Source organism: Okeania sp. SIO3B5 (assembly GCF_010692555.1).
In the GTDB taxonomy this organism is placed as follows: domain Bacteria; phylum Cyanobacteriota; class Cyanobacteriia; order Cyanobacteriales; family Microcoleaceae; genus Okeania.
This window is the reverse complement of record NZ_JAAHHG010000056.1, coordinates 1-24,064: the sequence shown is the minus strand read 5'-3', so window position 1 is coordinate 24,064 and position 24,064 is coordinate 1. Positions and strand designations below refer to the sequence as shown.

The window sequence follows — 24,064 nt, the reverse complement described above, 5'->3', positions numbered from 1 at the left end:
CTTACTAAGGGGGGTTAGGGGGAATCTAAAACTGTATCTCACCAATTTGAGAAACGCTATAACTGTTAAAATTTAAAACATCAATTAATGGAAATAAACTAAAATGACAAACTCTCGCATCTTTTCAGATTTACCACAAGACGATTTAATTCAACTAGAAAGATTATTAGAAAATATTTTTATAGATATTGATGGCATATCAGGAAGAAGAGGTATTCTGAGAAATGCTGGAATAGATAAATATTTTATTGCTAATCTTTACTTTAACTTAGATATTAATGAATTTATTACTATTTTAGTCTCCAAATTTAAAGATTATTCAGTCTCTAGTCGAAAAGCAGATTATCATCCTTTAATGGCTTTGTTAGATTATCTTCTGAAGCAACCAGAAAAATATAATTTAGAGGAGACAGATATAGAAATTGCTAATAAAATAATTAGTATTGGGAAAAGAAGAATAAAAGAATTAAACATCGGAGAATTAAAAATCGGAGAATTAAACACAGAAATATCTGTTCCTACCTCACCCCCAAATAATCCATCACCTATTTCATCAAGACCCGATACGAAACCTCCTTCATCAACAATTGATATTCTAATTATTACAGCTCTCAAAGATGAATTGGATGCTCTGAAAAACTGCGATAATCAATCTGGAAATACTTGGCAAGAATTCAAAGATAGTTCCAACTTTCCCTACTACAAAACTACTTTAAACCATAAAAACGGTACTCAATTAAATATATTAGCAGCCCGACCTCCGGAAATGGGAGAAAACTATACTAATAATCTGGCTACTCGACTTATTTCTGAATTAAAACCTAGTTGTTTAGCAATGACTGGAGTCTGTGCAGGCAATAAAGAAAAAAAAGTTTTTTTAGGTGATGTAATTGTTGCGAAAGAAGTCTTTAAATTTGACTATGGTAAACTCGTTGCTTATTACGAATCAATAGATAACCAACAAATTCGTAATAAAGAAATCTTCCATGAAATTCGCACCTATAACCTCAATTTTAAATGGAAACTTGCTATTGAAGATTTTCCTCAAGATTGGCTGAATACTATTAAAACTCCTAGACCAAAATCTTACTATCATCAAGAGCGTTGGTTACTCCACAAACTCTATAATTTTCAACAACAACCAGACAAATATTCTAGCCCAGACCAGCACCCAGAAAGACAAACAGAATGCCCAGACTGGAGAGAGGCAATTCAACGTTTAAAAAAACAAGAATTATTAAAAACAGACTCTTTGGAATTAACCGAAAAAGCTGTGAAAGAAATTAAAAATGAACGATTAGAATATCTAGAAAATCAACGCTATAAAGACCCCTTAAATCCTGAAATTCATCCAGGGGTAATTGCCACTACTAGCAAAGTACAAAAAGACCCTCAACTTTTCCAACGTATCGAAAAACTCCAACGGAAAATATTAGGAGTAGAAATGGAAGGAGCAGCTATTGGTGTAGTAGGCGCAATTTCCGAAATTCCCATAATTATTGTTAAAGGAGTTCAAGATTATGCAGACCATGATAAAAATGACCAATTTCGTGAATATGCAGCGGAAGTTTCCGCCCGCTTTTTATTGGCTTTTTTCACTACAATTTCAGTTGACCTTCTTACTTCTTAATTCCTTAAATAAGGAACATAATCTTAGGATCTTGGTTACTACCATCACCAACTAAATTGAGTAGCAGATATTATTCAAGACCATCTCCACTAATATCTTGTATTAGTCTGCTCCAACGTTTTGTTATACCCTGCTTTTTTGAAATTGGTATTAGGGAATTTCAGCAGTCGGTACTAATAACTGAAACGACAATGTAGCACTACGTTAAAGCAGTTTAATTTTTAGACATTTCCAAATAAATTAACGATAATAGAAAGCAGTTCAATTACTAGGTAAAATATGGCTTGTGCAGTTATTTTAACAGCAATTCGTATCGAATATATGGCAGTACGCGCTCATCTCAGTGACTTGAGCGAGGAGATACACTCTCAAGGGACAGTTTATGAAAGGGGTAAATTTTCTATTGATGGTCAAGAGTTGGAAGTGGGTATTGTGGAGACTGGTGCTGGAAATTCACCCGCAGCAATAGAAGCAGAAAGGGCGATCGCTTATTTTAAGCCTGATGTGATTCTGTTTGTTGGAGTAGCTGGAGGGATTAAGGATGTCCAACTGGGAGATGTAGTTGCTGCTACTAAGGTTTATGGTTATGAGTCGGGTAAGGTAGCTGAGACTTTTAGGCCAAGACCGGATGTTGGTCTTTCAAATTATAATATGATTCAACGGGCAAAAGCTGAAGCTAGAAAAACAGATTGGTTAGCTAGACTTTCTGATTCAGCTAAACCTAATGTATTTGTTGCTCCTATTGCTGCAGGAGAAAAGGTAATTGCTAATAAAAAATCAGATTTATTTGAGTTTCTTCAGCAAAGTTATGGTGATGCTTTAGCTGTGGAAATGGAAGGTCGTGGTATTTTGCAAGTTGCTCATGCTAATCAACAGGTTTCAGCATTAATTATTCGAGGTATTTCTGATTTAATTGATGGTAAAAATATGGCGGATAAAGAAGGTTTTCAAGAAGTAGCTGCTCATCATGCTAGTGCTTTTGCTTTTGAAGTTTTAGGGAAGTTTTGGTTAAGTAGAAATCAACAATCTATTGATTTAGAAAATTCGGGAATTCATCCAAAATATACTAAATTTTTAGCTGATGATTTTGAGGAAAGGATGAAATTACAACAAATTTTAATTGACTATTTTAATGCTCGGCAGAAACCTGGTGAACATTTAAAGTCATTGGTAAATATTAGTCAGATACAGATTGATACAGCAGCAATAGATTATAATTTACCTGTAAGAGAATTAATTCCTAATTTTTATCCTGAAATTTTAAAAAGCAGGGATGATTTTCTATTATTTCTTAAAATTTTTCAGAGTCATTTACTTAAAGGTTCTGATGAACAATTATTTGTTAATCAAATTATTGCAAGAATGCAGTAAGTATGGAAATATTAACTTATCTATATCAATAGCAAACATAGTTAAAGTAAAATCGGTATAAATTAGTTAATGAAATTGGAGCTTGAGGAAAAGATTGAACTACAAAAAATTTTAACTAACTATTTTAATGCTCGGCAGAAACCTGGTGAACATTTAAAGTCATTAGTCAATATTAGTCAGATACAGATTGATGAAGCAGTAGTAGATTACAATTTGCCTGCGAAAGAGTTGGTCGCTAGTTTTTATGGCTTCATATTAAATAATCAAGAAAATTTAGTATGTTTTTTGAAAGTTTTTAAAGGTCAATTAAATTCAGATTCAGATGCCATATTGACTATAGAAGGATACATTAAAAAACTTAAGCGATCGCCAATTAAACAAAGCTCTGATTATAGTCAACGTCTGTCTGAAAAAAGGGCAGAAACTGATGAAAAACAATTGAGGGAGCAAACATCTTTAAAAATAGATAATAATAAAATAAATAATAATCTGATTGTTGATTATGATTTAGATAAGTTGGTATATAAATTTAAAAAAACACTAGATTATCAAGGAGTTTTTGCTTTTAATGTTAGCGGAGATTACAAAATTTTAAATGATTACATTATTAAAAGAATTCTCCAAGAATTGAAAGAGAAAACTAAACGTGAATATAGGATGCCGCCTATTAGTATTACTTTATCGGAAGCTTATGGAAGTATTGAATCACAAATTGATAATCGCTTAAAAGATGACAACATAAATCAAATAACTGATTTATTGGTTGATACTCACCCTTTAGATGTTGTCTTAATAATTTGGAATTACACTATAAATAAACAAAAATTAAATTCAATAACGGATAATTTTTTACAGGAAATCAAAACAAAATATCATGGCTATTTAGACAATAAAGGTCGCTGTTTAATTATTATTTTTGCTAATGTTTCTATAAAACAATCTATTAATGGTTGTATTCGCCTGAACGTACCTAAATCTTTTAAAATCAATGAATTATGTCAATGGTTTAGGGGTTATCTTCAACAACTACAGATGCAAGAAGCTATGATAAATAGATACCTTAGAAGGTTAGAAATTGCTCAAGGTTATTTGCTTCCGACTTATAACACCCTTGAAGAAATTATTGATGAACTTAAACAAATTAATTAAAAAAATATTGAAAAAATGAATGACTTAGCAGATAGACAATATGAAGGTCAAGGTAATGACCGAAAATATGAACCATTAAAAGACGAAAATGGGAAAGAATTTCCAGATATACCCAGAAAAAAGGAACCTTATATTGCTTCTAAAAATCTGGCTGAGGCAGTAAATGATGCTCTCTATTTACGTCGCCCTTTATTATTAGAAGGTGAACCTGGTTGTGGTAAAACTCGTCTTGCTTATTCTATTGCTTATGAGTTGGGTTATCCTTTGAAGGAATGCTATATTCGTTCTACCAGCCGGGCTGAAGAATTACTCTATACTTATGATAATATTCGCCGTTTATATGACCTTCAAGAATATAAGTTTATTCAAAGTCAATTAGAGGAGAAACAGATAAATAATTCACCGGAATTAACTGATGCTATTGAGCGAAAAAAATATGTGGAGTTAGGCAAGTTAGGAGAGGCAATTAAGCTTTCTGCTGAAAGTAATATTCCTTCAGTTGTTTTGGTTGATGAAATTGATAAAGCTGATATTGATTTTCCTAATGATTTACTCTTAGTTTTAGACAGGTTACAGTTTGAGATAAAGGAAGTTAAGGACTGGAAATATGATGCTCTTCGGGGTGAGGAACGGGAAGCTAGAAAAGATTTTTTACCTTTGATTATTATTACGAGTAATCAGGAGAAAGAATTGCCTAAAGCTTTTTTACGTCGTTGTCTGTTTTATTATGTTGAGTTTCCAGAATTGGAGGATTTGAGGAAGATTATTATTAATCATTTTCAGCAGGATATTTCTCCTATTTTTGAAGTTGCTTTAGATAGATTTGTAGAACTTCGTGACAAGATTTCTTGGCGGAAAAAACCTAGTACAGGAGAGTTTATTAATTGGTTGCGACTTTTGGAAAGAAGGAGGCAAAATGAGGAAATAACAGGTGAAGAATTAAATAAGACTCAATTAGGTCAACTTCCTTTTCTCCATACTTTAGTAAAAAATCAAAGCGATCGAAATGCTATAGAACAGTTAATATAATTATTAATAAGCGTAAGTCCAGTAGGGTGTGTTAGCGGAGCGTAACGCACCATTTTTGAGGAAAGCTTAACCCACCCCGCAGATTATTTGATAATTAATTCCTGATGTTACTTTTGAATTATACCGATTCTCAAAAACTTTGTTGTACTTGAATTTTCTATTTATAAATACTATTTATTGACGTAATTTTATTGTTAACTAACCTCTGTAATTTTTCTAGTTATTTTGACTACCTTCCACAGGTGGCATTACTTTTGAGAAATGGTATTATATAGTGGTGCGTTAGGCGCTAGCCGTAACGCACCCTACTGGACTATATTACTAAATGATTGACTTTGAATTATTAATTGTTGAATCCGAAACTCTTTTTTTGCCTTTGTTTAATAGGTTGAGGCAAGAGGATGTTCCTATGGGAATTTCTGAATATTTACTGGCGATTAAAACTATTCAAAGTCGAGCAGAGTTGCAGGATATTGAACGGTTAAAACGACTTTTATGTTTGTTATGGGTTAAGTCTTTAGAAGACAAAAATATTTTTAATGAATTGTTTGAAGAGTTAGTTATACCTGAGTTAGAAAACCGATTACAAGAAACCGATAAATCTCCATCGCCCAAAGTTGAAGAAGATTCTATTTCTCCTCCTCAAGAGACTGAAAATTTAGAAAATAATAGTAATTCTATTTCTCCAGTTTCATCTGAAGTTGAACAAGAAAATAAATCTCAACCTAATCAACAAACTAATTCAATTTTACCTCGCGATTATTCTAGAAAATTTCCGTCAGAAATAACACCTATAAAACAGAGATTTAGACAAAGTTATAATCTGATTCTCCGTTTACCAATAACTCGCCGAGAAATGACTGGCATTTGGCGTAATTTGAGGTCCCTAAAACGAGAAGGTGTGTCTGAAGATTTGGATGTTCAAGGAACAATTAATCAATTGTGTAAAATGGGTTTTATCTCTGATGTGGTGTTACAACCTCGTCGCAAAAATCAAGTCAAATTAGTTTTGTTAATTGACTGTGAAAGTTCCATGTCTCCTTTTAAATTACTAATTGATGCTTTACAGGAAAGTATCGAAAAGGGAGGTTTGTTAAATCAGACAAGTGTTTTTTATTTTCACAATGTTCCAAGGGGTTATTTGTTTACTCAATCTAATTTAACTAAGCCTTTGCCTATTGAGGAAATTCTCTCTCAGGAAGCTGATAATAATAGTGTGGTTATTGTTAGTGACGGAGGAGCGGCACGACGCACTTATAATAGTGAAAGATTGGATAAAACTGAGAATTTTATCAGGCAATTATCTGAATATACTTATTTATATGGATGGTTAAATCCTGTTCCTAAATTTCAGTGGAAAACAACTACTGCTGAAGATATTGCTAAATTTATTCCTATGTATCCTTTGAATCGAGAAGGATTAAATGATTTGGTTAAAATATTGTTAGGACATCCTTTTCCAGTAGGAGTTAATTTGTATGGCTAAAACTATTTTGGAGAGAAACATTTACGATCCCCCTAAATCCCCCTTGAAAAGGGGGACTTTGAAAGCTCCCCCCTTTTTAAGGGGGGCGGGGGGGGGATCTCAAACTGCTGTATTTTTTTTCAGTAGGAGTTAATTTGTATGGTTAAAACTATTTTGGAGAGAAACATTTACGATCCCCCTAAATCCCCCTTGAAAAGGGGGACTTTGAAAGCTCCCCCCTTTTTAAGGGGGGCGGGGGGGGATCTAAAACTGTACCTCACAGATTTAGAGAACTGCTATATTTTTTTCCAATAGGAGTTAATTTGTATGGCTAAAACTATTGAGGCAGTTATTAGAAGGAGGTGGCTTTCCCCGGAGAATGCAGTGGGAGAGGTGGTAAGATTTGAGCGTCGTTTTGGAGAGAAAAATTTAAATCTTGCTTGTCATTGTGGGTTGTTATTGATTTTAACTCCTGAATTAGTTAATTTGATTCGGATTAATTTTTTGGATGAGGAAAATATTGATTGGATAGCAGAAAGTAATTTTTTGTTGTCTTCTTTATGTCGCCCTTTACAAGAAGGAGTTTATGAGGTTGAGCCTTGTGTGAGAGAAGTTTTGTTAGTGGAATTGGAGAAGAAGTTTGGTTGGCAACGGCCTTTTGAATTAGCTGAATTTTTGTGGTTTTATTTGGAAAAAAAACCGGATAAAAAACTATCTGGAGAGTTAAGAAAGGTTCAAAGGTGGATTGCTCAAGCTTATTTAGATCCTGATAGTACGATTCGGAAAATGGGGAGACTTTTATCTGACAGTTTACCCGAAGATAATCCGGTTTTGGGATTAGCTGGTCAAGAAAAAATTCCTTATTTAGTGGAGATTTTGGCTCAACCTTTGGAGCAGACTAATTTATGGAAGGAGTATCAAAGTTTGGTGCTTAATTCTCATATTTTGGCAAAGTTATTGGCTGATGAAAAGGAAGGGTTAATAGAGGAAATTGAGGAGTTAAAAGAAGAGTTGGGATTTGTATTGATTCATCCTGTGCTTAAAAAGTTTTTGGCAGAGTTTCCGTCAGAGTATGAAAATAATTTTGTAACTATTGATATTTTAATTATCGCGGCTTTAAAAGATGAATTAGATGCTTTGAAAAACTGTGATAATCAATTCGGAAATACTTGGCAAGAATTAAAAGATAGTTCTGGCTATCCCTACTATCAAACTACCTTAAAGCATAAAAACGGTACTCAATTAAATATAGTGGCAGCTCGCCCTGTAGAAATGGGAGAAATTAACACTTGTATTCTGGCAACTCGACTTATTTCAGAATTAAATCCTCGTTGTTTGGCAATGACTGGAGTCTGTTCAGGTAATAAAAGAAATGTTTTTTTAGGTGATGTAATTGTTGCTAACCGAGTCTTTAAGTTTGACCATGATAAATTTGTTGCTTATGACGAATTAATAGATAATCAACAAATTCGCACTGAAGAAATATTCCATAATATTCGCACTTATAACCTCAAACTTCAATGGGAATTTGCTATTCAAGAATTTCCCCAAGATTGGCTAAATACTATTCAAACTCCTAGACCAAAATCTTACTATCATCAAGAACGTTGGTTGCTCCACAAACTCTATAATTATCAAGAACAACCAGATAAATATGTTAGTCCTGAAAAGAATCCAGAAAGACAAACAGAATGCCCAGACTGGAGAGAGGTAATTCAACGATTAAGAAAGAAAGAATTATTAAAAATAGACTTCTTGGAATTAACAGAAAAAGCTGTTAAAGAAGTCCAAAATGAACGACTAGAATATTTAGAAGACCAACGTTATAAAGACCCATCAAATTCTCAAATTCATGTTGGTGCAATTGCGACTACAACCAAAGTAAAAAAAGACCCTCAATTTTTCCAAGGTATGGAAAAACTACCACGGAAAATATTAGGAGTAGAAATGGAAGGTGCAGTTATTGGTGCAGTAGCTGAAATTCAGGAAATTCCTATGATTATTGTTAAAGGAGTTCAAGATTATTCTGATAATGATAAAAATGACCAATTTCGTGAATATGCAGCAGAAGTTTCTGCCCGCTTTTTATTTGCTTTTTTTAGCACTATAACGCTAATTGAGGATAAAATAATTAATTCAACTGAAGCAAGAATATTTTCTATTTTAAGGCAAAGCGATATTACTGAGCTGGAATTAATCTTGAACAAATTGTTTCAAGTATTTGATTCTATTTCTGGAAGGCGAGTGTTTTTACAATCTGTTGGTATTGATGATTACTTTATAAATAGCCTAGATTTTAACTTACCTCTTCAGCAATTTATTACTATATTAATTGGTAAATTAAAAGATTATCCAGTCTCTCGCCAAAATCCTTATTATCACCCGCTATTACTAATTATACACTATATAACTAATCAACCGAGAGAAAAATTTTATTATTTAGAAGATCGAGACATTGAGTTTTTAGAGGTATTGCAGAAAATGGGAAATTTACCAATTAAAAGGTTTCTGCAACACCAATCTCCCGAAACAATAAAAAGTAATAATCAAAGGTTAGATAATTACTTAAACAAAATTGAGAAAAATCTTAAAAATCAAGGTGCTTTAGATATACAAAATAATGTTCAAAGTAAAGATGGAATGTTTGAGTTTGAGCTTGTAGCTAAAATCACTAATTTTGAACTTCCTTTTGCTTTACTTCCTATGAATATGAGAGGAGATGCTTTTTTTATCATTGATTATTTCTCCTCTATTAATATACATAGTTTAAGAAAGTATTCTACTCAATGCTTAGAATATGGAAAAGATAAAACTACTACATCTGTTGGTTCACAAATTCAGAATTTTAGAATACCTTCCAATATTTGTTTTTCTGTTGCTGTTGTCGATAATTTAGACCAAGAAAATAAAAGGAAGATACGTCAAGAAAGTCCTTTCGCTCATAATGTAGATTTATTATGGTATGAAGTGCCAGTTGTTTATTGCTTAAGTGATGAACAGCTTTATTTTTACGAAAAACCTTCCTCATTTTTTGAACAATTCCAGGGAGAAGGAGCATGGAAAAATTTGAGAAAAGTCATTGAAGCGACTTTAATTGCCTAATATATTTACTAATACATCAATTCTTTCTCCCCACTCCCCTACTCCCCTACTCAGGAAGAAAATTAACTCCTTCATATAAAACCTCAATACCACAAGTAAATTCAATACTCTCTAATGTAATAGACTCACCTTCTGTATACCCACAATAATTCCAAATTTTTCCCTCCCCACGTTGATAAATTTCTACAAATATTGATTCTGAATCTACCAAAACATATTCTTGCAAGCTAGGAAATTGACGATAATATTTCAACTTATCGCCGCGATCGTATTTTCCTGTACTAGGGGACAGCACCTCAACAATGACTTTAGGATGTTTAATAAAGTCACGAGATTTTAAATCTTCAGCATTACAAGTAACCACTAGATCGGGATAAAAATAACGATTATTTTTACTATCCCGAACTTTCACATCCGAAACATAAGCTTCACAACCTCTTTTACTCAAATGAGGATACAAAGCTCTGTAGAAATTGAGGTAAATTTTACCATGAGGAATAGTTCCCCCAGTTATAGCCAAAATCTCACCGTCTACATATTCATAACGAACTCCAGTCTTAGTTAAAATTTCACCATCAATATATTCATAACGAAATTCCTGTTGAGCTTCCCATTCTAGGTATTCTTCAGGGGTCATTTTTTGATAATCTTGGGGTTGAGCAATCATAAATTTTTTTCTCCTCCAACGTTTTGTCATATCTGGTTTTCGAGATAAATCCACAACTTTCATGCCACTTTCCGCTTGCTTCTTTTGTAAATCAGCAAATATGGCTTCCAGATCGTGGTTGAATGAACGAGAGTATTCTTGACGAATTCTGTGAATTTCTTCGACAATCTCATCCTTATACATAATTAATCTCCAAACAGTTCGTATGGGGTACAAAAAATTGGTAACTGGACTACTACCGCTAGGAACATAGCAATCCAAGCCGTAATTTTGATAACCTCCATAGACTTCTCAATTAATTAATGACCATTTCAAGGCTTTCGGAATACTTTCACTTTCCCACATTTCCAGAGTGTCAGCGGGCATTTTGTTAACAAAAGTGTATGTTTCCAAAAAATTTATAGCCTGTTTGATATAGTCCTCTCCCAGATAATCTTTAGGCAGGCGATCCATACTTTCAATGGCAATCTTCCAAGTTTCATGAGCAAGTCGAGCAAGCTCTTGATCTCTGAGTCCGCTGACTGCCGACCGCTTCCAAAGGTCTTCCAGAGAAGGGATTTTATCGTATAACAGTTCGAGGCATTTTTTTCGGCCTACTTCTTCATACAAAAGTGTTGTTACCAGAGTCACAGGAATTGGCTGCAAAACACCGGGCAGCATATCGCACGCCCGCAATTCGATGTATCCGCGAGGTCTGACTTCAAAAAAACACGTAGAAAGGTGATAAATAAAATCCTCAACGGTAGGCCAGCCATATACAGGGTGTCCGTTCTCAATCCAGTCTGTAAAGCTGATCTCTACATCAGCAGGTTCAACCCTGTCCGGTGGTAACTTAAATACTATCACCTTTGCCCTAAGAGTTGCTTCGCTCCAAGCTTCCATATTGTCTGCTTCAGAACCGTCGCAGCATGCAAAACCTACACGGGTTGGCTCAAGTTTCTGCCACAATCTCGCTCTTGTGGATACCCCATCAGCCGATGGACTGCAAGCAAAGGTAGCAGTAATAATAGGACAAATGAGGTTGGCGACTAGCCATCTCTCTAGCCAAGTTTCTTGACTGCCGAAGTCTAGATTAATTTGTATACTCCCGGTCTTGGTTAACAGCAAATTGCACTTGTCGAAACGCGAGAAATATTCTAGAAAGGCAGCTTGTCGAGGTGTGTTAACTTGCAACTTGATTTCATCTTGTCGATGCCATCGGTCAAATCCTGCCCCCAGCAGCACAACGCCATGTTCAGCAAAAGTTTTGGCCAGTAAACTTTGTAGGGTTTTGGTATATTTTAATACTTTGGCAGGAGAATCAAAAGGGCTAGTGGAAATTTCTATTTGTCCGCCCCCCTCAAAATTTATAAATCCACCTTCCTGTAGGGGATACCGACAGAATGTTTTGCTATGGGCTTCCTTTTTTCTAACCAGAGAACCTTTCTCGGACAGATTGTCAAGAATATCTATGATTCCTAGTTTTCCCTGTAATTCCAGACGCTGAATTGCCATCCCGTTTTCCTGGGCTAAAAAAGGGAATATCTCCAATTCTAAACCAATTTTTTTGTCTTCTTTCGCCGATGGCGAAATTCCAAAAGCTTTTTCTTTGGCAATTAATTTGGCAGTTTCGATAGAAACTGCTTCTTCACGATTGATTGTCGGCATTTTTTGATTTTTCAGTTATTTTGCTAATTCGCTATATAGCGTTGTGGGCAGGCAACAGGCAACAGGCAACAGGCAACAGGCAACAGGCAACAGGGGGAATAAATTACCGATAATATAAGACTTTTAGCTATTAGACATCTCCAAAAATTAAAAATAAAATCAATTCTTATCCAGAAATTATCAATTATTCTTCCCTGTTCCTTGTTCCCTGTTCCCTGTTCCCTCTTTTCTGGAGATGTCTATTGGACAGTTCCTGCAATTTGTAAATATACCAGCGCTCATTGCTATACAACCTCCTTATCGAGCCAGCAGTCCAAAGTCTTCTGCTGACATCGGAAGATTTTGTATTTTTCGATACATTTTTCCAATTCCGAGGGCGGATTTCTCCCATTTTATATAGAATCCGGATAATTAATTATCGTATGACAAGGAAAGTCAAAAGTCAAAAGTAAGAATTGCAGAAGGCAGAAGGGAAAGAAAGGTATAAAGGGAGAAAGTTTTTTTGTCACTAATTAGGGCTTGCTGATTAATTCTCAAAGTATTGATAAGTAAAGGCTAAAGCCTTTTTGAAGTCGAAAAAAGTGCCTGGTTTTCAGCTATTCATGCTCATGCATGGAGCGTATTTTAGGCAAAAGTTGGGCAGAGAAATCATTCTTACAATTCTTACTCCTACCTACTTTAAATTCCCCGTTCCTCCTGTCTCCTGTCTCCTGTCTCCTACCCCAGCAAAAATACTTTTTCAGCAAACCCTAATTATCCGGATATGATATCACATATCGAGAGACTTGACATCCTCCCCGCGCCTAAAAGGCGCGGGGATTCCTACCGAACCGTAGCTCCTCGGCGGGTTGACGTTTTGCTGGCGCAAAGCTCCGCTAACACAGACTGCTGCTAACTTGACGCTAGTCTTATGCTTGCCTCCACGTCCGTTTAATGTCTCGGATTGCCCACCCGCGACTAATATATTTATGGCTGCATTTATATCGCGATCATGTTTAGCACCACAGTTGAGACACTCCCATTCTCTCACTGAAAGGTCTAGTTTCCCACCTTTAAAACCACAACTAGAACAGGTTTGAGATGTTGCTTCCCAACGACTAATTACTCGAAACTCACGACCATATTTTTCTGCTTTTCCTTCTAGTAAAGTTCGGAATTGTCTCCAACCTAAATCAGAAATAGCTCTGGATAATTTACGGTTCTTGACCATTCCGGAAACGTTCAGATCCTCTAAAACAATTGTTTGGTTTTCACGAATTATTTTAATTGATAATTTATGCAGAAAATCGGTCCGCGTATCTTTCAGTTTGGCATGTTTGCGTAGCATTCCGTAGGAAAACTTAGCTATTCTCAACCGAGCTTTTTCATACCTTTTAGAACCTTGAGTTTTATTAGATAATGACTTACTTAACTTCCTGTATTTCTTAATTCGTTTCTTTAGTGGTTTAGGAGCATCAATTTTTGTACCATCGCTCAATGTAGCAAAAGTTTTAATCCCCAAATCTATTCCTACTGAACTATCAGTTTGAGGTAAAGTTTCGGGTTGTATTTCTACTACAAAACTTAAGAAATATCTATTAGCTGAATCTTTGATAACTGTTACTGATGATGGAGCAGCAGGTAGCTCTCACAGGCGAAACTATCTTTAACTTCCCAATTTTAGCTAAGTAAACTTTATGCTGACCAACTTTAAAACCACCCTTTCTAAATCTAGCAGTCTGTCTTGACTTTCTAGTTTTGAATCGCGGAGGTTTAACAGCTCTACCTTTCCTCTTACCTTTGGTTGAAGTAAAGAAATTTTGATAAGCCTGGTTTAAATCATTCAAGGATTGCTGCAATGGTATATTAGAAACTTCCGATAACCATTCTCTATCTTCAGTCTTTTTAGCAGATGTAATAAACTGTTTTTGCAGTTCTGAATTTGTCGGTTTCTTGGCTCCTATTTTGTACTGTTCTTTACAGAAAGCTAGACTATCATTCCAAACCACACGCACACAACCAAATAGCTTGGCTAATTGGTGTTTTTGTCCCGGTGTTGGATAGATACGATACTTAAATCTAGATTTCATAATCTGACGCAATAAACTAACAATATTATAACCTATTTATAGAGAAAAAATCAACTAAAAAGTCGCCCTATAAGGGCGAGGCTTGAGACCCAATTTTCTGGTCAGTTCGACGAAAAATTTGAGAATCTACTAGCATCAAGAGTACGACTTTAGCTTTTTTTAGGTCCTTGATTCGATTGGGCTAGGTAAATACCCAATAAAACGACTAAAAAAGCTAACCAGTTAAGAAAACTCAACTGTTCGCCAAAGATAATCCACCCTAGAATAGCTGTGAAGATTGGTTCAAGGAGTAGGAACAGGGAAATGAAGCCAGAAGAGTAGGTTTTGAGCTGATGGACGAGAATCATAGAAGCAAGCACCTGGCATAAAACAGCTAGAGAAATAACTGCTAACCAGCCCTGCAAGGAAGATGGGAAAAGTCTATCTTCGGCGAGCAATACCAGGGGAAAAGTCAAGCAACTTCTGAGTAAGCAAGACCACAGCAGTATGCCAGTGGCAGAGAACTTAGTTCTCAGTTGTTCTATGACTAGCACACTCATCGCATAGAAGAAAGCAGAAAGTAATGCCAAACTATCACCAACGAGATTATCGGTACCCACTTGCCAATCTTCCAAACCAATTGTTATCGCTCCAACTATGGCTAGAGTCAGACCAAAAACAAATCTCAAACCGAAGTAATGACCTAACAGTAGCCACCCTCCAAAGGCGGTGAACACAGGGGTAAAGTTATGTAGTAGATTAGCATTGGCGACACCAGTTTCCGTTAGAGACCAAGCCCAAGCCAGTTGGCTCAGTTCCGCCAAAGTAGCCCCGAGCAGTAAAAGTCCGAGTTCTTTAGTTGTATAATTTTTTGAAGACGCCATCTCATCGAATGACAATCTCAAACGTAAAACTTCCATCCACCTCCAAAATCCTAGACAAATAGTAGCTATCCAGAAGCGATTGAATACTGTGGCATTTGGACCTACATCTTGTTCGCTCAATTTGATGAATATTGCCGCGAATGAATACATAAATATTGCAATAAATATGACAATAATGACTAGGGGTGGTGGTGTTTGCCACTCGGTTGGCTTCGGGGATTCTAATTCAGTGGGCATAAATGTTTTTATCGTAAATAAACTAATATTTTTTGTTACTAAGCAGGACTTACGCAAAGACACTATATATAGTGTTAAACCTTAAGGCTCTCTCTATATTGGCGCTGCTTAATAGGTTCTCATATAGAATCCGGTTATATAGTATATGTTGATAATTCTATAATTACTTAAATATTTAATCTCCCCCACTCCCCCACTCCCCTACTCCCAACTATACAATAACTATTCAACCGGATTCTATATCATTGGCGATCGCCTGAACCACAAAATTATCATCAACTTGAAAATTTGATTGAAATTTATTTAGATTATCTGGTATGATTATAATGCAAAATAATACTAACAGGACTTACGCAAAATATCAAATTATACACTACCTGTAGGGGCAAACTGCTGCTTACATCTACTAAATACACTGGTTCTGCGTAAATCCTGATAATACCGCTAATTGAAGATAAAATACTACAAGACTTACCCATGATGAACGCAATGTTGACTCTTGAGATTGCTATCCTAACGGACTGCCCCGCAAACGCTATCGCTCGCAATGACAGAAAAGGTTTTTTTGCGTAAGTCCTGATACTATTTTAGGTACCTAATCTTAAATTAAAACTTTTAACCTCCCAAAAATGAACCTAATCTTATGCCACACAACCGCAGACTTCGATGCCCTGGGCGCCGCCGTCGGACTAACACACCTCCATCCAGGTAGTCGCCTCGTAATAACTGGCGGTTGTCACCCCACCGTCAAACAATTCCTTGCTCTCCATCGAGACGAATTTGCCATCATTGAACGTCGCTCTGTCAACCCAAAACAAATCCGCTCCATATATATAGTTGATACTCAAACACGCTCCCGACTCGGAAAAACTGCCCAATGGTTAGACTTACCCCACCTATCAGAAATTATCATCTACGACCATCACTGTGAAACTCAAACCGATATTCCAGCTACCCAAACTTACATAGAAGCAGTAGGAGCAACCACAACTCTAATTACAGAAAAACTCCAGACTCTCGAAAATAAACCTACCCCGGTCTTAACTCCAGCAGAAGCAACAATTATGGCCCTGGGCATCCACGCCGATACTGGTTCCCTGACTTTTGATCATACAACACCACGAGATGCAGCAGCTTTAGCATGGTTAATGCAGCAAGGGGCAAGTTTACCTGCGATCGCCGAATATATTCAACCTGGTTTGTCACAACAACTGCAAGATTTATTGAAAATAGCTCTGGAAAATATCCAACGCTCCACTGTCAGAAATTATCAAATAGGGTGGATACTATTACACACAGATGAATATGTTCCCGGTTTATCCAGTTTAGCTTCTAGTTTAATAGACCTCACAGAAATAGACGCTCTCCTCCTAGCTCATACCCACTCCCTCAAAGACACAACAGAAAAAAGCTTAAGTATTATTGGGCGATCGCGAATTTCAGACACTAATCTCAGCGAGCTATTTCAATCTCTCGGTGGTGGAGGTCATCAGCGGGCAGCAGCAGTTACTCTCCGAGACAGTAACCCTGAAGCAACCTTGGACAAACTGGTAGACAAACTCAAAAATCAAATTCCTCAACCTCCCACCGCCAGAAATTTGATGTCATCTCCAGTTCGCACCATTCCTCCTGAGACATCTATAGAAGAAGCTCACCGCATACTATTACGTTACGGTCATTCTGGTTTATCAGTAGTAGACTCATCTCAGGAATTAGTAGGAATTATTTCTCGGCGAGATATTGACATTGCTCTCCACCATGGTTTTAGTCATGCTCCAGTCAAAGGTTACATGACACCACAACTCAAAACTATTTCTCCAGAAACCACCCTTCCAGAAATTGAAGAGTTAATGGTTACTTATGATATTGGGCGCTTGCCTGTATTGGAAAATAACCATTTAGTCGGAATTGTCACCCGCACCGACGTTTTACGAGAATTGCATCAACAACAACGTCCTCAAAGCGAACAACTTGGTTGTATTCCTGGTGAAACTTGTAAATCAGTTGCCGAACTTTTACAAGAACGTCTTGCACCTCAACTTTGGCAACTACTCACCTGTGTTGCTGAGTTGGCAGAAAAACGAGGTTGGCAATTATATCTAATTGGTGGAGGGGTGCGAGATTTATTATTATCAAAATTTGATGAGACTCTACTGTTAACAGATATAGATTTAGTTGTAGATGGTTGTCACTCTGAGTCAGCAGAAAAAGCTCCTGCGGTGGAGTTGGCAAAAGCACTGCAAAAAATTTACCCCACAGCACGTTTGGAAGTTCACGGTCAATTTCAAACTGCTGCGTTGCTTTGGCATAACGACCTCGTGTTAGATTCTCTGTGGATAGATATTGCTACTGCTCGCACAGAATTTTATCCTTATCCAGCAGCTAACCCAGAAGTTGAAGCAAGTTCAATTCGTCAAGACTTGTATCGCCGAGATTTTACTATTAATGCTTTGGCAGCACGACTTACTGAACCTCGTGCTGGAGAGTTGCTTGATTTTTTTGGTGGGTTGTCAGATTTGCAGGGGAAACAGATGCGGGTGTTGCACGCTAATAGTTTTATTGAAGACCCCACTCGCATTTATCGAGCGGTACGGTTTGCTGTGAGATTGGGGTTTGAAATTGAAGGGAAAACAGAGGAATATATTCGTTATGCTATTAATAGCGGTGTATATGACCGCCAAAATATTGGGAAAACAGAAAAAAATAGAAGGGTGCCTGCTTTAGAAACTCGACTCAAAAGTGAGTTGAAATATATTTTGCAAGCTAATTATTGGAAACCTGCTTTAAAGTTATTGGGAAGTCTGGGGGCGTTGCGTTGTTTGCATCCAACTATGGAGCTAGACCGGAAATTGTGGCAGCAGGTATGTTTGATGGATAGGTGTCTGCAACGTTTTGATGCTGAGAAAAGTTTATCTCATTGGCAAATGCGGTTAGAGGTTTTGATTGCTTATTTGGAGTCTGAATACCGGGGTTTAGTGGGGAAAAATTTGCAGTTGCCTGTGGATAGTGTGAAACGACTGGAGCAGTTGGAATTAGCAAAAGGTAAGGTGATGGAGAGTTTGCCAGAATGTAATAGTCCGAGTCAGGTGGTGTGGTTGTTGCGGAAGTACGACTTGCCGATGTTGATTTTAATTGCGGTACAATGCGAGCGTTGGGTACGACGTAGGGTTTGGCAATATTTGACTCAGTGGGCGAATATTAAACCTATTTTGAATGGAAATGATTTGAAGGAAATGGGATATAAACCGGGGCGCGAGTTTAAGTTGATGTTGGACGATCTTTTGACTGCTACTGTGGATGGGGTGGTGAGCGATCGCTCTGATGCTGAGAAATTTTTAGCTAGGTATTATCCTTGTATTCGATCTGGTTTGTATGAGTGATATTGTGTCCGGTAGCATCGGTGTAATTAGATGGGGAGATGGGGAGATGGGGAAATATTTGGTAATGGTTGAAGATAGAACATTTTTTTATACCGAATTAAACGGATTTGATATGATATTGTGTTCGGTAGCATCGTTTGTGTATAAAATTAAGGTGATAATGGGAGAAAACCTTTTGCCTCCTGCCTTCCTTCCACCAAAGTCTAATTATTCAACCGGACATAATATGATATTGTGCCCGTTGGTATAGTCCCGTGTAAACCTAAGCGTAAATATATATGATATCATGTCCGTTGGTATAGTTCCGTGTAAAAGTTGGGGAAATATCTACTGCCATATAAGTAAAATTTTTCCTTCTCTTAAAGCTTCTTCCTTCTTCCTTACCTTCTCTATACAAGACCGATGCTACCGGACATGATATGATATCATATCAAGTTACAGAAATTTATCAGGAAAAAACTATGGCAATTGATGATGATTTTTTGTATCCTCGCAGTCGATATCAAGGTGATTTTACCCCTGAAAACTTAGTATTTAATTCAAATCTGCAAGAATTTGCTCAACGAATAAGTATAATTTGTGGTTTAGAAACTGGTGGAAAAATTTCTTCTGAAGAAGCTTATGAGCAAATAAAGCAACTTTGGAAACAGTTGAAAAAATCTAAGAAAAATTTAGGAATAGGTACAGATCCTGAAAATAATTCAGACCAGAAAAATATTTAATCTGGTAATCATATCAAGTTTACTTTAATTTAAGCATTCAGCGGTCAGCAATCAGCTTTTTTTTAGGAAGGAGTTAAATACATTTATTATGGATATTTAAGGGTTTTATATTTGCTTTAAACTATACTTAAGTAATAATTTAAGTATTTAAATCTAACTTCCTGGATATCTGAAGTTAATGGCTGAATGCTTACAATTGAATATTAGACATCTCCAGAAAAGAGGAAATAGGGAATAGGGGGAAATAATTGATAATTTCTGTACGATAATTGATTTTATTTTTGATTTTTGGAGATGTCTATTGATAATTCATAGAGTAGTTGTATAAAATTTTGCTAATATATGATTTTGTATGGCTCTTTTTTTTCATGATTAAAAACCAGATTTTTTCTGAATAGATTCAACTCTCGAGATTTTAACAGTTATATCTACTAAATCCCAGAGTAAAATTACTTTCAATAATTAATAATTAATAATTAATAATTAATAATTAATAATTATTAATTAAGGTTTAAAGCCTCCCCTTTTAAGGGGAAAAAAGCGGTTGAGGGATGGCGAGGAGACCCTTTCTTGCAGACCCGCTCCGCTTTATATGTTGCGGAGCAAAACGCTATTCCATCCTACGGGAAGCTCCGAAGATCTACCACTTGTTTCTCCTTTAAAGAAGAGGCTTTAAACCTTAATTATTCGGTTAAAAAGTATATTTGTTTGACAAAAAATTAATACTTATGAACTAAAACTACAGGCTTTAAACCTTGGCAAATAAAAATTGATATAATATGCTCTATATAAGATAAAAAATAAACTTAAAATTTTTGAAATTAACTAAGGAAAAACTGAAATGAAAAAGGATAGATTTCTATATCAACAAAGTCGCTATTACGGACAAGCAACTCCAGCAAATATTAATTTCAATGCTAAATTACAAGAGTTTTCTCATCAAATAAATTATATCAGCGCTTTACAAACATCAGGAAAAATTTCAGTAACATCTGCTTATCTACAAATTCAGGAACTATGGGAACAACTTGAAAAAATCAAGAAAAAGTCTGATTTTCCCCAACAATAGAGCAGAGTGGCAACTTTTCAGTATCTTCATCCTCTTTTTCAGTCCTTTATTACTACCAATAGACATCTCCATTAATTGAAGTCAAAAGTTGTTTTTGTAACAGGGATTTGAGCAAGCCTCCAAAAACCAGATCGCCAATCAAAGCGGGGTTTTAGACCCAGTTATTTTGATAAATCAAATAATAATAATAAAGAATAAAATTAATGATCGTACTCTTAATTTATTAATTCTTTCCACCTACTCCCTCTTTTCTAATAAAATTGGCGTTGGTAAGAAGAGATATTATATCATATCCGGATAAGAGTTTGATAGAACTCCGTTCCGTTTACGCGACAAAAAATTTTCTCCTTCTACTCCTGTTTCTTCTTCTTTCTTCCCTCCTGACTCCTGACTCCTGACTCCTGACTCCTAAGTAATTAAAATTAATATCATACACGCGCTTCACCAACGCCATAAAATCATTCATTTTCAAAGACTAACTCCATCCGATCGCCTCTAAATCTAGTTACCCCATATTCAATAATATTGCCATCCTGATTGACATTAATTGACTCTGCTAACAAAATAGGGTGATTTAGAGGCACTTCCAACACAGAAGCATCTTGATGCCTAACTATACGAGCATAAACATTAGTTGTACGACGAATATGATCACTATTGTATTTTTCCCTTAACAACTTAGAAATTGAACCCTTCTCTCGCAAAAATTCAATTGCTTCCTTCTCTATAATTCCTGGAAAACGATCTAAAGGAAAATGACTACTAGAAATATTAATAGGTTGATCGCCGGAAAATGCTAAACGTTCAATTAAAGCTACAGGAGTACCTACTTCTACTTCTAATCCTTGAGCAATAGAAACATCAGCAGGTATTTTCACCACTTGCAGTAATCTAAAACTAGGTTTTTGGCCTTGGGCAATGAGAGTTTGATTGTAGCGTACCCTTTTACCGATAATATACTTAATGGGTGTACCAACGACAAAAGTCCCACGACCTCGATCGACTCTCACTAACCCTTCAGTTTTGAGAATAGCGATCGCCCTACGCAATGTATGACGGTTAACAGAAAAATATTCGCTCATTTGAGCTTCAGTTGGTAACTTATCTCCTACTTTATAAATTCCTTGATGAATCTTTTGGCGTAATTCTTCAGCAATTTGAGTATAAACTGGTAGTACTTCACGGCTCATGGCATCCTGAATATATTTAGATCTTTTTAATATTTTTCTGGGCTTTGATAAAATTGTGGAGCAGGCAACAATTATCAATTGGTAAATCAATAAAATTCACTCTTACAGTTAAACATACTAACGGTATTGAACAAAGTTTTGAGTTTTTTCCATAATTTAGAAAAAATATGCCAAACTTGGCCACTTACTGGCAAAAAGTCATGATCTCCAGAGAATTGATAACTGAGTTGGAAGAGCAACTCTTATATCGTTTCACGGAAGTCAAAAGCTAGTGTGTGATTCTGAGGTCTCTTCAGAATGTAAGACACACTCAAGACAGTCAAAATTTAAAAATCAAAAGTCAAAATTTATAGATTCGAGACTTTGATGCCACAGTAATTTCAAATATTGGGTTTGAAACTATTTGTGACATCTTTAAAGTAAATTGTTATTAACCATATAGGTTTCACCCCCACCCCCTGATTACTTTGAAAAATGGGCGTTTACTCGATCCTTGAATAATAATATTTTGACCATAATTGACGATCGAAATGTAGCAGTTAGTTTTTTTGGATAAAAAGTATATATCTATTATATATTGTATATATGGAAATTTGTATAGACAAATATTGCTCTAGTTAATTGGACTGGAGAACCAATCTATGGACATTCAAAGAGAAATGCGACAGGGATGGATCAAAACCTTAGCTAAATCTAATTTGAAGCAATTAGAGACAAAAGTTGCAGAGATAGGCAAATTGCCTGCATACAACTTTATCAGGCCACCAGAAATAGGTCTGACAATGGTACGAGGCCGTGCTGGTGGGACGGGACAAATCTTTAATCTAGGAGAAATAACTATTACTCGTTGTGCAGTCAAGATAGAGGATATTATTGGTTTTGGTTATGTACCAGGGCGATCGCATCGTCATGCTGAACTTGCTGCTTTGTGCGATGGTTTAATGCAACTGCCTGAATGGCATGATGTTGTAAAATCTGTAGTTATTGAATTTATTGAAGCAGAAGTTAATCAACAAAAGGAAATTCAACAACTACAAACAGAAGCTACAAAAGTTAATTTTTTTACTATTGCAAGAGGAGATTAATCAATTGTTGTATGAGGTGTTCAACAATTAATAATTAATAATTAATAATTAATAATTACCTCTGTTTTAGGGAACAGGGAATAGGGAATAGAATAGAAATTAAACATAGGTGTACCTCATTTTTCATATTTAGGGTTTGCTGAATAAATATGAAAGCTTTGACTGATATTGGTAAGTGCCTTTTTAGGTCTGAAATACCTTGGTTTTCAGCTCTTGATGCTCAAAAAATTAGGATTTTGGACGTTTCGAGGGGCAGAAAATCAAGGGATGATATCAAATCCGGTTAAACAGCCATAGAATGGTTAAGTCTTTAGAATTCAGAATTCTGAATTCAGAATTCAGGAGAAGAAAGAATTAGAAAGATGAGCGTAGTTATGATAATCGGATAATTTTTTTATGTCCAATTAAGCGGATTTGATATGATATTTTGACGAGCTGTTCTATAATTCCCATTTCTCCTGGATTCTGGATTCTGGATTCTGGCTCCTGCCCTCACCGAAAGACTTTTTCAGCAAACCCTATTTAGCATTCCCCAACTTCATAAAATTTGAAATTAATTTTGCCCAGGTACTTGTTAGCTTAAAACCTTTTGTTATGATTACTAAACTACCAGGATTGCCTGATATTGTACATGATTCTCAAAGAACTTTTCTCAATCTATTAAATGCCTTATCTTATCCAGGAAAGCAGCAACAAATAGATGCTAAATTAACACCACCATCTGACTTGAATATAGCTTGTGCTGCTGCCTGTTTAACAATGTTAGATTTGGAAACAAAAGTATGGTTAAGTTCAGATTTTCATCAAGATGTAAAAGCCTGGTTATTGTTTCACACAGGTTGTCATTTTACCGAAAATTCTCAAATTGCTGACTTTGCTGTAATTAAGAATATTCAAACTATTCCCAACCTATCAAATTTTCATCATGGTACAGCAGAAGAACCAGAAAATTCAACTACTTTATTTGTGCAAGGAACGAATTTAGAATCAGGGGATAAAGTAATATTAACCGGACCGGGAATTTTAAAGGAAACATCAATTTCAATTCCGAAATTACCGGAATTTTTCTGGTCAGAATGGGAAGTTAACTTTAACAATTATCCTTTAGGAGTAGATATATTTTTCTTTGTTCAAAATAAAGTTATTGGTTTACCAAGAACAACTAAAAGTAGATTAGCAAAAATGTAAGAATTTCCTTAGAGGATATCTGAAAAGTTTTTTGATACTTAATTTTGCCCCCCTAGCCCCCCCAGGATCAATTTATTGTCGCGCCTAGAATATTTACAACTGTATATTTTTGGTTAACTCACTCTAGCAAGATGTACAAAATTTCAAAATTTCAAAGGATACAATTTTTCTCTCTTGACGATAAATTGACCTTACTCCCCC

18 protein-coding genes are annotated in these 24,064 nt (G+C 35.8%); 12 read left to right on the top strand and 6 right to left on the bottom strand.

Translation table 11 applies throughout. The features are described from left to right. Nucleotides 1–103: 103 nt before the first annotated feature. The 6 genes from F6K54_RS10520 to F6K54_RS10495 all read left to right on the top strand — a co-directional run bounded on the left by F6K54_RS10520 (nucleotide 104) and on the right by F6K54_RS10495 (nucleotide 9,746). Entirely contained in the window at nucleotides 104–1,630 is a 1,527-nt protein-coding gene (locus tag F6K54_RS10520; protein WP_293077191.1) for a hypothetical protein, read from the top strand. 279 nt (nucleotides 1,631–1,909) lie between these two features. Then, nucleotides 1,910–3,001, top strand: a complete 1,092-nt coding sequence (locus F6K54_RS10515) for a 5'-methylthioadenosine/S-adenosylhomocysteine nucleosidase (protein ID WP_293077189.1) — start codon at nucleotides 1,910–1,912, stop codon at nucleotides 2,999–3,001. 69 nt (nucleotides 3,002–3,070) lie between these two features. Beyond that, nucleotides 3,071–4,150 carry a hypothetical protein gene (locus F6K54_RS10510; protein WP_293077187.1) on the top strand — a complete coding sequence of 360 codons (1,080 nt, stop codon included), beginning with the start codon at nucleotides 3,071–3,073 and terminating at the stop codon, nucleotides 4,148–4,150. Between the two features lie 15 nt (nucleotides 4,151–4,165). Next, entirely contained in the window at nucleotides 4,166–5,179 is a 1,014-nt protein-coding gene (locus tag F6K54_RS10505; protein WP_293077185.1) for a MoxR family ATPase, read from the top strand. 325 nt (nucleotides 5,180–5,504) lie between these two features. Beyond that, nucleotides 5,505–6,665, top strand: a complete 1,161-nt coding sequence (locus tag F6K54_RS10500; protein ID WP_293077183.1) for a hypothetical protein — start codon at nucleotides 5,505–5,507, stop codon at nucleotides 6,663–6,665. A gap of 306 nt (nucleotides 6,666–6,971) precedes the next feature. Next, entirely contained in the window at nucleotides 6,972–9,746 is a 2,775-nt protein-coding gene (locus F6K54_RS10495; RefSeq protein ID WP_293077181.1) for a hypothetical protein, read from the top strand. 46 nt (nucleotides 9,747–9,792) lie between these two features. Here the strand turns inward: F6K54_RS10495 and F6K54_RS10490 are convergent, their stop codons facing one another. The 5 genes from F6K54_RS10490 to F6K54_RS10475 form a co-directional block, all read right to left on the bottom strand. Continuing rightward, the gene (locus tag F6K54_RS10490; RefSeq protein ID WP_366558097.1) at nucleotides 9,793–10,596 is read right to left on the bottom strand and encodes a Uma2 family endonuclease; all 804 of its coding nucleotides are present in this window, start codon (nucleotides 10,594–10,596) and stop codon (nucleotides 9,793–9,795) included. Nucleotides 10,597–10,704: 108 nt separating this feature from the next. Continuing rightward, the gene (locus F6K54_RS10485) at nucleotides 10,705–12,060 is read right to left on the bottom strand and encodes a glutamate-cysteine ligase family protein (protein WP_293077179.1); all 1,356 of its coding nucleotides are present in this window, start codon (nucleotides 12,058–12,060) and stop codon (nucleotides 10,705–10,707) included. Between the two features lie 769 nt (nucleotides 12,061–12,829). Continuing rightward, nucleotides 12,830–13,654 carry an RNA-guided endonuclease TnpB family protein gene (locus F6K54_RS42800; protein WP_366558098.1) on the bottom strand — a complete coding sequence of 275 codons (825 nt, stop codon included), beginning with the start codon at nucleotides 13,652–13,654 and terminating at the stop codon, nucleotides 12,830–12,832. Next, nucleotides 13,638–14,129, bottom strand: coding sequence for a helix-turn-helix domain-containing protein (locus tag F6K54_RS42795; protein WP_366558096.1), 492 nt, complete (start codon nucleotides 14,127–14,129; stop codon nucleotides 13,638–13,640). The genes F6K54_RS42800 and F6K54_RS42795 overlap by 17 nt, the downstream gene beginning before the upstream one ends. A gap of 149 nt (nucleotides 14,130–14,278) precedes the next feature. Next, nucleotides 14,279–15,286 carry a DMT family transporter gene (locus F6K54_RS10475; protein ID WP_293077177.1) on the bottom strand — a complete coding sequence of 336 codons (1,008 nt, stop codon included), beginning with the start codon at nucleotides 15,284–15,286 and terminating at the stop codon, nucleotides 14,279–14,281. Between the two features lie 572 nt (nucleotides 15,287–15,858). Between F6K54_RS10475 and F6K54_RS10470 the strand changes: the two genes are divergently transcribed. From F6K54_RS10470 to F6K54_RS10455, 4 genes are all read left to right on the top strand, one after another. Then, a complete protein-coding gene (locus F6K54_RS10470) occupies nucleotides 15,859–18,609 on the top strand; it encodes a CBS domain-containing protein (RefSeq protein WP_293077175.1) in 2,751 nt (916 codons plus the stop codon). After that, on the top strand, nucleotides 18,602–18,859 hold the full coding sequence (locus F6K54_RS10465; RefSeq protein ID WP_293077173.1) for a hypothetical protein: 258 nt from the start codon (nucleotides 18,602–18,604) through the stop codon (nucleotides 18,857–18,859). The genes F6K54_RS10470 and F6K54_RS10465 overlap by 8 nt, the downstream gene beginning before the upstream one ends. A gap of 169 nt (nucleotides 18,860–19,028) precedes the next feature. Then, on the top strand, nucleotides 19,029–19,331 hold the full coding sequence (locus tag F6K54_RS10460) for a hypothetical protein (RefSeq protein WP_375341961.1): 303 nt from the start codon (nucleotides 19,029–19,031) through the stop codon (nucleotides 19,329–19,331). Nucleotides 19,332–20,172: 841 nt separating this feature from the next. Next, nucleotides 20,173–20,400, top strand: a complete 228-nt coding sequence (locus tag F6K54_RS10455; protein WP_293077171.1) for a hypothetical protein — start codon at nucleotides 20,173–20,175, stop codon at nucleotides 20,398–20,400. Nucleotides 20,401–20,858: 458 nt separating this feature from the next. Here the strand turns inward: F6K54_RS10455 and phnF are convergent, their stop codons facing one another. Then, nucleotides 20,859–21,590 (bottom strand): phosphonate metabolism transcriptional regulator PhnF, encoded by a 732-nt coding sequence (phnF, locus tag F6K54_RS10450; protein ID WP_293077169.1) that lies wholly within the window; start codon nucleotides 21,588–21,590, stop codon nucleotides 20,859–20,861. A gap of 641 nt (nucleotides 21,591–22,231) precedes the next feature. Between phnF and phnG the strand changes: the two genes are divergently transcribed. Further along, on the top strand, nucleotides 22,232–22,675 hold the full coding sequence (phnG, locus tag F6K54_RS10445) for a phosphonate C-P lyase system protein PhnG (protein WP_293077167.1): 444 nt from the start codon (nucleotides 22,232–22,234) through the stop codon (nucleotides 22,673–22,675). A 594-nt stretch (nucleotides 22,676–23,269) separates the two neighbouring features. Beyond that, nucleotides 23,270–23,863, top strand: coding sequence for a phosphonate C-P lyase system protein PhnH (phnH, locus tag F6K54_RS10440; protein ID WP_293077165.1), 594 nt, complete (start codon nucleotides 23,270–23,272; stop codon nucleotides 23,861–23,863). Nucleotides 23,864–24,064 lie beyond the last annotated feature (201 nt).

What these genes read in the sequence shown, in the direction of transcription:
- F6K54_RS10520 (WP_293077191.1), top strand. Translation starts at nt 104, where the DNA reads ATGACAAACTCTCGCATCTTTTCAGATTTACCACAAGACGATTTAATT.
- F6K54_RS10515 (WP_293077189.1), top strand. Translation starts at nt 1,910, where the DNA reads ATGGCTTGTGCAGTTATTTTAACAGCAATTCGTATCGAATATATGGCA.
- F6K54_RS10510 (WP_293077187.1), top strand. Translation starts at nt 3,071, where the DNA reads ATGAAATTGGAGCTTGAGGAAAAGATTGAACTACAAAAAATTTTAACT.
- F6K54_RS10505 (WP_293077185.1), top strand. Translation starts at nt 4,166, where the DNA reads ATGAATGACTTAGCAGATAGACAATATGAAGGTCAAGGTAATGACCGA.
- F6K54_RS10500 (WP_293077183.1), top strand. Translation starts at nt 5,505, where the DNA reads ATGATTGACTTTGAATTATTAATTGTTGAATCCGAAACTCTTTTTTTG.
- F6K54_RS10495 (WP_293077181.1), top strand. Translation starts at nt 6,972, where the DNA reads ATGGCTAAAACTATTGAGGCAGTTATTAGAAGGAGGTGGCTTTCCCCG.
- F6K54_RS10490 (WP_366558097.1), bottom strand. Translation starts at nt 10,596, where the DNA reads ATGTATAAGGATGAGATTGTCGAAGAAATTCACAGAATTCGTCAAGAA.
- F6K54_RS10485 (WP_293077179.1), bottom strand. Translation starts at nt 12,060, where the DNA reads ATGCCGACAATCAATCGTGAAGAAGCAGTTTCTATCGAAACTGCCAAA.
- F6K54_RS42795 (WP_366558096.1), bottom strand. Translation starts at nt 14,129, where the DNA reads ATGAAATCTAGATTTAAGTATCGTATCTATCCAACACCGGGACAAAAA.
- F6K54_RS10470 (WP_293077175.1), top strand. Translation starts at nt 15,859, where the DNA reads ATGAACCTAATCTTATGCCACACAACCGCAGACTTCGATGCCCTGGGC.
- F6K54_RS10465 (WP_293077173.1), top strand. Translation starts at nt 18,602, where the DNA reads ATGAGTGATATTGTGTCCGGTAGCATCGGTGTAATTAGATGGGGAGAT.
- F6K54_RS10460 (WP_375341961.1), top strand. Translation starts at nt 19,029, where the DNA reads ATGATATCATATCAAGTTACAGAAATTTATCAGGAAAAAACTATGGCA.
- F6K54_RS10455 (WP_293077171.1), top strand. Translation starts at nt 20,173, where the DNA reads ATGAAAAAGGATAGATTTCTATATCAACAAAGTCGCTATTACGGACAA.
- phnF (WP_293077169.1), bottom strand. Translation starts at nt 21,590, where the DNA reads ATGAGCCGTGAAGTACTACCAGTTTATACTCAAATTGCTGAAGAATTA.
- phnG (WP_293077167.1), top strand. Translation starts at nt 22,232, where the DNA reads ATGGACATTCAAAGAGAAATGCGACAGGGATGGATCAAAACCTTAGCT.
- phnH (WP_293077165.1), top strand. Translation starts at nt 23,270, where the DNA reads ATGATTACTAAACTACCAGGATTGCCTGATATTGTACATGATTCTCAA.